Genomic DNA, 7,500 nt, shown 5'->3' with positions numbered 1-7,500 from the left:
AAGCCTGTGAAGGTGGCTTGTAAAGGCTGCTGGAGGTATCAGAAGTGCGAATGCTGACATGAGTAGCGTTAAAGGGGGTGAAAAGCCCCCTCGCCGTAAGCGCAAGGTTTTCTACGCAACGTTCATCGGCGTAGAGTGAGTCGGCCCCTAAGGCGAGGCAGAGATGCGTAGCTGATGGGAAACAGGTGAATATTCCTGTACCGATGTGCAATGCGATGTGGGGACGGAGAAGGTTAGCTCAGCCAAGTGTTGGATATCTTGGTTCAAGCCTGTAGTCATGGCCCTTAGGCAAATCCGGGGGTCTAAGATGAGGGGTGATAACGAGACGGCTTGCCGTCGAAGTGAGTGATACCCTGCTTCCAGGAAAAGCCACTAAGCTTCAGTTGCACACGACCGTACCGCAAACCGACACTGGTGCGCGTGATGAGTATTCTCAGGCGCTTGAGAGAACTCTGGAGAAGGAACTCGGCAAATTGACACCGTAACTTCGGAAGAAGGTGTGCCTTGAGTCAGTGAAGTTGAACAAACGGAGCTAAAAGAGGCCGCAGAGAATCGGTGGCTGCGACTGTTTATTAAAAACACAGCACTCTGCAAAGACGAAAGTCGACGTATAGGGTGTGACGCCTGCCCGGTGCTGGAAGATTAAATGATGGGGTGCAAGCTCTTGACTGAAGTCCCAGTAAACGGCGGCCGTAACTATAACGGTCCTAAGGTAGCGAAATTCCTTGTCGGGTAAGTTCCGACCTGCACGAATGGCGTAACGATGGCCACACTGTCTCCTCCAGAGACTCAGCGAAGTTGAAATGTTTGTGATGATGCAATCTCCCCGCGGAAAGACGGAAAGACCCCATGAACCTTTACTGTAGCTTTGCATTGGACTTTGAACAGATCTGTGTAGGATAGGTGGGAGGCTTTGAAGTATGGTCGCTAGACTGTATGGAGCCGACCTTGAAATACCACCCTGGTGTGTTTGAGGTTCTAACCTTGGCCCGTTATCCGGGTTGGGGACAGTGCATGGTGGGCAGTTTGACTGGGGCGGTCTCCTCCTAAAGTGTAACGGAGGAGTTCGAAGGTACGCTAAGCACGGTCGGAAATCGTGCTGATAGTGCATAGGCATAAGCGTGCTTGACTGCGAGACTGACAAGTCGAGCAGGTACGAAAGTAGGACTAAGTGATCCGGTGGTTCTGTATGGAAGGGCCATCGCTCAACGGATAAAAGGTACTCTGGGGATAACAGGCTGATACCGCCCAAGAGTTCATATCGACGGCGGTGTTTGGCACCTCGATGTCGGCTCATCTCATCCTGGGGCTGTAGCCGGTCCCAAGGGTATGGCTGTTCGCCATTTAAAGAGGTACGTGAGCTGGGTTTAAAACGTCGTGAGACAGTTTGGTCCCTATCTTCCGTGGGCGCTGCAGATTTGAGGAAGCCTGCTCCTAGTACGAGAGGACCGGAGTGGACGCACCTCTGGTGTACCGGTTGTCACGCCAGTGGCATCGCCGGGTAGCTAAGTGCGGAAGAGATAACCGCTGAAAGCATCTAAGCGGGAAACTCGTTCCAAGATAAGATCTGCCGGGGCCTTGAGCCCCCTAAAGAGTCGTTCAAGACCAGGACGTTGATAGGCTGGGTGTGGAAGCGCAGTAATGCGTTAAGCTAACCAGTACTAATTGCTCGTGAGGCTTGACCCTATAACTTTGAGATCGCTTCGATCTTCAAGGTGGTATTTAAAGTACCGTACTCTCTGATACGCAATCAATACAGATTCGACTCTATGAATTGGCTGAAGCCCCTCGCATCCCTTCGATGCGAATCGCTCCAGCAACAAGTTATGCCTGACGACCATAGCGAGGTGGTCCCACTCCTTCCCATCCCGAACAGGACAGTGAAACGCCTCAGCGCCGATGATAGTGCGCATTCGCGTGTGAAAGTAGGTCATCGTCAGGCTACTATTTCAATGCCAAATAGCCATAGCTATTGTGGATTGATGTGAAAGTTCACAACTGTAAAGTTGTGCATATAGTGACCATCGGGTTGCAACTCAACGCCTAGTGCGAGGTTGCATCGGTCGCTAAGCTCTTTAAAAATTTACAGCCGATAAGCGTGGGCGTTTGAAGGCGAATGCCAAGTCCTGGGTAAAACTGGGATGTCAAACGCTCACGGAAGAAGTGAAGATTATGTCACTTCAATTCCGTTGAGTGAAATCAAGATCGAACTGAAGAGTTTGATCCTGGCTCAGATTGAACGCTGGCGGCATGCTTTACACATGCAAGTCGAACGGTAGAGGGGCAACCCTTGAGAGTGGCGAACGGGTGAGTAATGCATCGGAACGTGCCCAGTAGTGGGGGATAGCCCGGCGAAAGCCGGATTAATACCGCATGAGACCTGAGGGTGAAAGCGGGGGACTCGCAAGAGCCTCGCGCTACTGGAGCGGCCGATGTCAGATTAGCTAGTTGGTGGGGTAAAGGCCTACCAAGGCGACGATCTGTAGCTGGTCTGAGAGGACGACCAGCCACACTGGGACTGAGACACGGCCCAGACTCCTACGGGAGGCAGCAGTGGGGAATTTTGGACAATGGGCGCAAGCCTGATCCAGCCATGCCGCGTGCGGGAAGAAGGCCTTCGGGTTGTAAACCGCTTTTGTCAGGGAAGAAATCTTCTGGGCTAATACCCTGGGAGGATGACGGTACCTGAAGAATAAGCACCGGCTAACTACGTGCCAGCAGCCGCGGTAATACGTAGGGTGCAAGCGTTAATCGGAATTACTGGGCGTAAAGCGTGCGCAGGCGGTTATATAAGACAGATGTGAAATCCCCGGGCTCAACCTGGGAACTGCATTTGTGACTGTATAGCTAGAGTACGGTAGAGGGGGATGGAATTCCGCGTGTAGCAGTGAAATGCGTAGATATGCGGAGGAACACCGATGGCGAAGGCAGTCCCCTGGACCTGTACTGACGCTCATGCACGAAAGCGTGGGGAGCAAACAGGATTAGATACCCTGGTAGTCCACGCCCTAAACGATGTCAACTGGTTGTTGGGAGGGTTTCTTCTCAGTAACGTAGCTAACGCGTGAAGTTGACCGCCTGGGGAGTACGGCCGCAAGGTTGAAACTCAAAGGAATTGACGGGGACCCGCACAAGCGGTGGATGATGTGGTTTAATTCGATGCAACGCGAAAAACCTTACCTACCCTTGACATGCTAGGAATCCTGCAGAGATGTGGGAGTGCTCGAAAGAGAACCTAGACACAGGTGCTGCATGGCCGTCGTCAGCTCGTGTCGTGAGATGTTGGGTTAAGTCCCGCAACGAGCGCAACCCTTGTCATTAGTTGCTACGAAAGGGCACTCTAATGAGACTGCCGGTGACAAACCGGAGGAAGGTGGGGATGACGTCAGGTCCTCATGGCCCTTATGGGTAGGGCTACACACGTCATACAATGGCCGGTACAGAGGGCTGCCAACCCGCGAGGGGGAGCCAATCCCAGAAAACCGGTCGTAGTCCGGATCGCAGTCTGCAACTCGACTGCGTGAAGTCGGAATCGCTAGTAATCGCGGATCAGCTTGCCGCGGTGAATACGTTCCCGGGTCTTGTACACACCGCCCGTCACACCATGGGAGCGGGTTCTGCCAGAAGTAGTTAGCCTAACCGCAAGGAGGGCGATTACCACGGCAGGGTTCGTGACTGGGGTGAAGTCGTAACAAGGTAGCCGTATCGGAAGGTGCGGCTGGATCACCTCCTTTCTGGAAAATGCATTCAAATTCATGCGCCCACACTTATCGGCTGTAGACACGACAGTGTAAGAAGATTGGGGTCTGTAGCTCAGTCGGTTAGAGCACCGTCTTGATAAGGCGGGGGTCGTTGGTTCGAATCCAACCAGACCCACCACTCATTCGAACGGGGGATTAGCTCAGCTGGGAGAGCACCTGCTTTGCAAGCAGGGGGTCGTCGGTTCGATCCCGTCATCCTCCACCAAAATCTTCTTCACACGATCGGTGCAGACCTAAGCGTAAGCCAGGCACTTGCAAGCAAACGAGCTTGACAGGTGAGTATGGGCGTTTAGGTCTGCCATCGAAAGTTGGCTGTTGTTCTTTAACAATTCGTAGAGTCGAATCAGCGTCAGTAGCGGAAAGCTGCCACCGGTAAAGGGGTTGCAGCACCGTGCCGCTACTGACTATTGATTGCGTCACCAGACATCAATGAAGCGACGAAAGTCGTGAGAGTTGAAAGTACGGCAAACGTAGATACTCAAACACATGCCCCGATAGTCGATCGGGGTGGTGTAGTCCTTGACGACGTTCACGAAGTGGATGTCAAAGTTATAGGGTCAAGTGACTAAGTGCATGTGGTGGATGCCTTGGCGATTACAGGCGATGAAGGACGTGATAGCCTGCGAAAAGCTTCGGGGAGCTGGCAAATGAGCTTTGATCCGGAGATATCCGAATGGGGAAACCCACCCGCAAGGGTATCAACATCTGAATACATAGGGTGTTGAGGCGAACCCGGCGAACTGAAACATCTCAGTAGCTGGAGGAATAGACATCAACCGAGATTCCGAAAGTAGTGGCGAGCGAAATTGGAAGAGCCTGCATGATTTAGCCATCGACTTATCAGAACGGAATGGAAAGTCCGGCCATAGCGGGTGATAGCCCCGTATGAAAAAAGTTGGTGGTGGAACTGAGCATGCGACAAGTAGGGCGGGACACGTGAAATCCTGTCTGAAGATGGGGGGACCATCCTCCAAGGCTAAATACTCGTAATCGACCGATAGTGAACAAGTACCGTGAGGGAAAGGCGAAAAGAACCCCGGGAGGGGAGTGAAATAGATCCTGAAACCGCATGCATACAAAAAGTCGGAGCCTCGCAAGGGGTGACGGCGTACCTTTTGTATAATGGGTCAGCGACTTACATTCAGTGGCAAGCTTAACCGTGTAGGGAAGGCGAAGGGAAACCGAGTCCGAATAGGGCGATTTAGTCGCTGGGTGTAGACCCGAAACCAGGTGATCTATCCATGGCCAGGATGAAGGTGCGGTAACACGCACTGGAGGTCCGAACCGACTAGTGTTGCAAAACTAGCGGATGAGCTGTGGATAGGGGTGAAAGGCTAAACAAACCTGGAGATAGCTGGTTCTCTCCGAAAACTATTTAGGTAGTGCCTCAAGTATTACCATCGGGGGTAGAGCACTGTTATGGCTAGGGGGTCATGGCGACTTACCAAACCATTGCAAACTCCGAATACCGATGAGTACAGCTTGGGAGACAGAGCACCGGGTGCTAACGTCCGGACTCAAGAGGGAAACAACCCAGACCGCCAGCTAAGGTCCCTAAAATTGGCTAAGTGGGAAACGAAGTGGGAAGGCTAAAACAGTCAGGATGTTGGCTTAGAAGCAGCCATCATTTAAAGAAAGCGTAATAGCTCACTGATCGAGTCGTCCTGCGCGGAAGATGTAACGGGGCTCAAGCCAGTTACCGAAGCTGCGGATCACAGAAATGTGATGGTAGGAGAGCGTTCTGTAAGCCTGTGAAGGTGGCTTGTAAAGGCTGCTGGAGGTATCAGAAGTGCGAATGCTGACATGAGTAGCGTTAAAGGGGGTGAAAAGCCCCCTCGCCGTAAGCGCAAGGTTTTCTACGCAACGTTCATCGGCGTAGAGTGAGTCGGCCCCTAAGGCGAGGCAGAGATGCGTAGCTGATGGGAAACAGGTGAATATTCCTGTACCGATGTGCAATGCGATGTGGGGACGGAGAAGGTTAGCTCAGCCAAGTGTTGGATATCTTGGTTCAAGCCTGTAGTCATGGCCCTTAGGCAAATCCGGGGGTCTAAGATGAGGGGTGATAACGAGACGGCTTGCCGTCGAAGTGAGTGATACCCTGCTTCCAGGAAAAGCCACTAAGCTTCAGTTGCACACGACCGTACCGCAAACCGACACTGGTGCGCGTGATGAGTATTCTCAGGCGCTTGAGAGAACTCTGGAGAAGGAACTCGGCAAATTGACACCGTAACTTCGGAAGAAGGTGTGCCTTGAGTCAGTGAAGTTGAACAAACGGAGCTAAAAGAGGCCGCAGAGAATCGGTGGCTGCGACTGTTTATTAAAAACACAGCACTCTGCAAAGACGAAAGTCGACGTATAGGGTGTGACGCCTGCCCGGTGCTGGAAGATTAAATGATGGGGTGCAAGCTCTTGACTGAAGTCCCAGTAAACGGCGGCCGTAACTATAACGGTCCTAAGGTAGCGAAATTCCTTGTCGGGTAAGTTCCGACCTGCACGAATGGCGTAACGATGGCCACACTGTCTCCTCCAGAGACTCAGCGAAGTTGAAATGTTTGTGATGATGCAATCTCCCCGCGGAAAGACGGAAAGACCCCATGAACCTTTACTGTAGCTTTGCATTGGACTTTGAACAGATCTGTGTAGGATAGGTGGGAGGCTTTGAAGTATGGTCGCTAGACTGTATGGAGCCGACCTTGAAATACCACCCTGGTGTGTTTGAGGTTCTAACCTTGGCCCGTTATCCGGGTTGGGGACAGTGCATGGTGGGCAGTTTGACTGGGGCGGTCTCCTCCTAAAGTGTAACGGAGGAGTTCGAAGGTACGCTAAGCACGGTCGGAAATCGTGCTGATAGTGCATAGGCATAAGCGTGCTTGACTGCGAGACTGACAAGTCGAGCAGGTACGAAAGTAGGACTAAGTGATCCGGTGGTTCTGTATGGAAGGGCCATCGCTCAACGGATAAAAGGTACTCTGGGGATAACAGGCTGATACCGCCCAAGAGTTCATATCGACGGCGGTGTTTGGCACCTCGATGTCGGCTCATCTCATCCTGGGGCTGTAGCCGGTCCCAAGGGTATGGCTGTTCGCCATTTAAAGAGGTACGTGAGCTGGGTTTAAAACGTCGTGAGACAGTTTGGTCCCTATCTTCCGTGGGCGCTGCAGATTTGAGGAAGCCTGCTCCTAGTACGAGAGGACCGGAGTGGACGCACCTCTGGTGTACCGGTTGTCACGCCAGTGGCATCGCCGGGTAGCTAAGTGCGGAAGAGATAACCGCTGAAAGCATCTAAGCGGGAAACTCGTTCCAAGATAAGATCTGCCGGGGCCTTGAGCCCCCTAAAGAGTCGTTCAAGACCAGGACGTTGATAGGCTGGGTGTGGAAGCGCAGTAATGCGTTAAGCTAACCAGTACTAATTGCTCGTGAGGCTTGACCCTATAACTTTGAGATCGCTTCGATCTTCAAGGTGGTATTTAAAGTACCGTACTCTCTGATACGCAATCAATACAGATTCGACTCTATGAATTGGCTGAAGCCCCTCGCATCCCTTCGATGCGAATCGCTCCAGCAACAAGTTATGCCTGACGACCATAGCGAGGTGGTCCCACTCCTTCCCATCCCGAACAGGACAGTGAAACGCCTCAGCGCCGATGATAGTGCGCATTCGCGTGTGAAAGTAGGTCATCGTCAGGCTACTATCCCCAAACCCCCTCAGTGAAAACTGCAGGGGGTTTGTTCTTTTGGG

At 52.4% G+C, this 7,500-nt stretch carries 2 tRNA genes and 5 rRNA genes (1 of these 7 only partly in view); all 7 read left to right on the top strand.

Annotated elements, in window-relative coordinates:
• Positions 1 to 1,686 (top strand): 23S ribosomal RNA (locus EV685_RS00260); it begins 1,190 nt to the left of the window's first position.
• 143 nt (positions 1,687 to 1,829) lie between these two features.
• Positions 1,830 to 1,942, top strand: a 5S ribosomal RNA gene (gene rrf / locus EV685_RS00255).
• 265 nt (positions 1,943 to 2,207) lie between these two features.
• Positions 2,208 to 3,734 (top strand): 16S ribosomal RNA (locus EV685_RS00250).
• A 68-nt stretch (positions 3,735 to 3,802) separates the two neighbouring features.
• A tRNA-Ile gene (locus EV685_RS00245) sits at positions 3,803 to 3,879 on the top strand.
• 11 nt (positions 3,880 to 3,890) lie between these two features.
• Positions 3,891 to 3,966: transfer RNA gene (locus tag EV685_RS00240), tRNA-Ala, on the top strand.
• A 350-nt stretch (positions 3,967 to 4,316) separates the two neighbouring features.
• Positions 4,317 to 7,192, top strand: a 23S ribosomal RNA gene (locus tag EV685_RS00235).
• Between the two features lie 143 nt (positions 7,193 to 7,335).
• Positions 7,336 to 7,448 (top strand): 5S ribosomal RNA (gene rrf / locus EV685_RS00230).
• The 16S, 23S and 5S rRNA genes sit together here with 2 tRNA genes alongside, the layout of an rRNA operon.
• Positions 7,449 to 7,500 lie beyond the last annotated feature (52 nt).

The organism is Sphaerotilus mobilis (assembly GCF_004216565.1).
In the GTDB taxonomy this organism is placed as follows: Bacteria; Pseudomonadota; Gammaproteobacteria; order Burkholderiales; family Burkholderiaceae_C; genus Sphaerotilus; species Sphaerotilus mobilis.
This window is presented reverse-complemented; position numbering and strand designations above follow the sequence as displayed.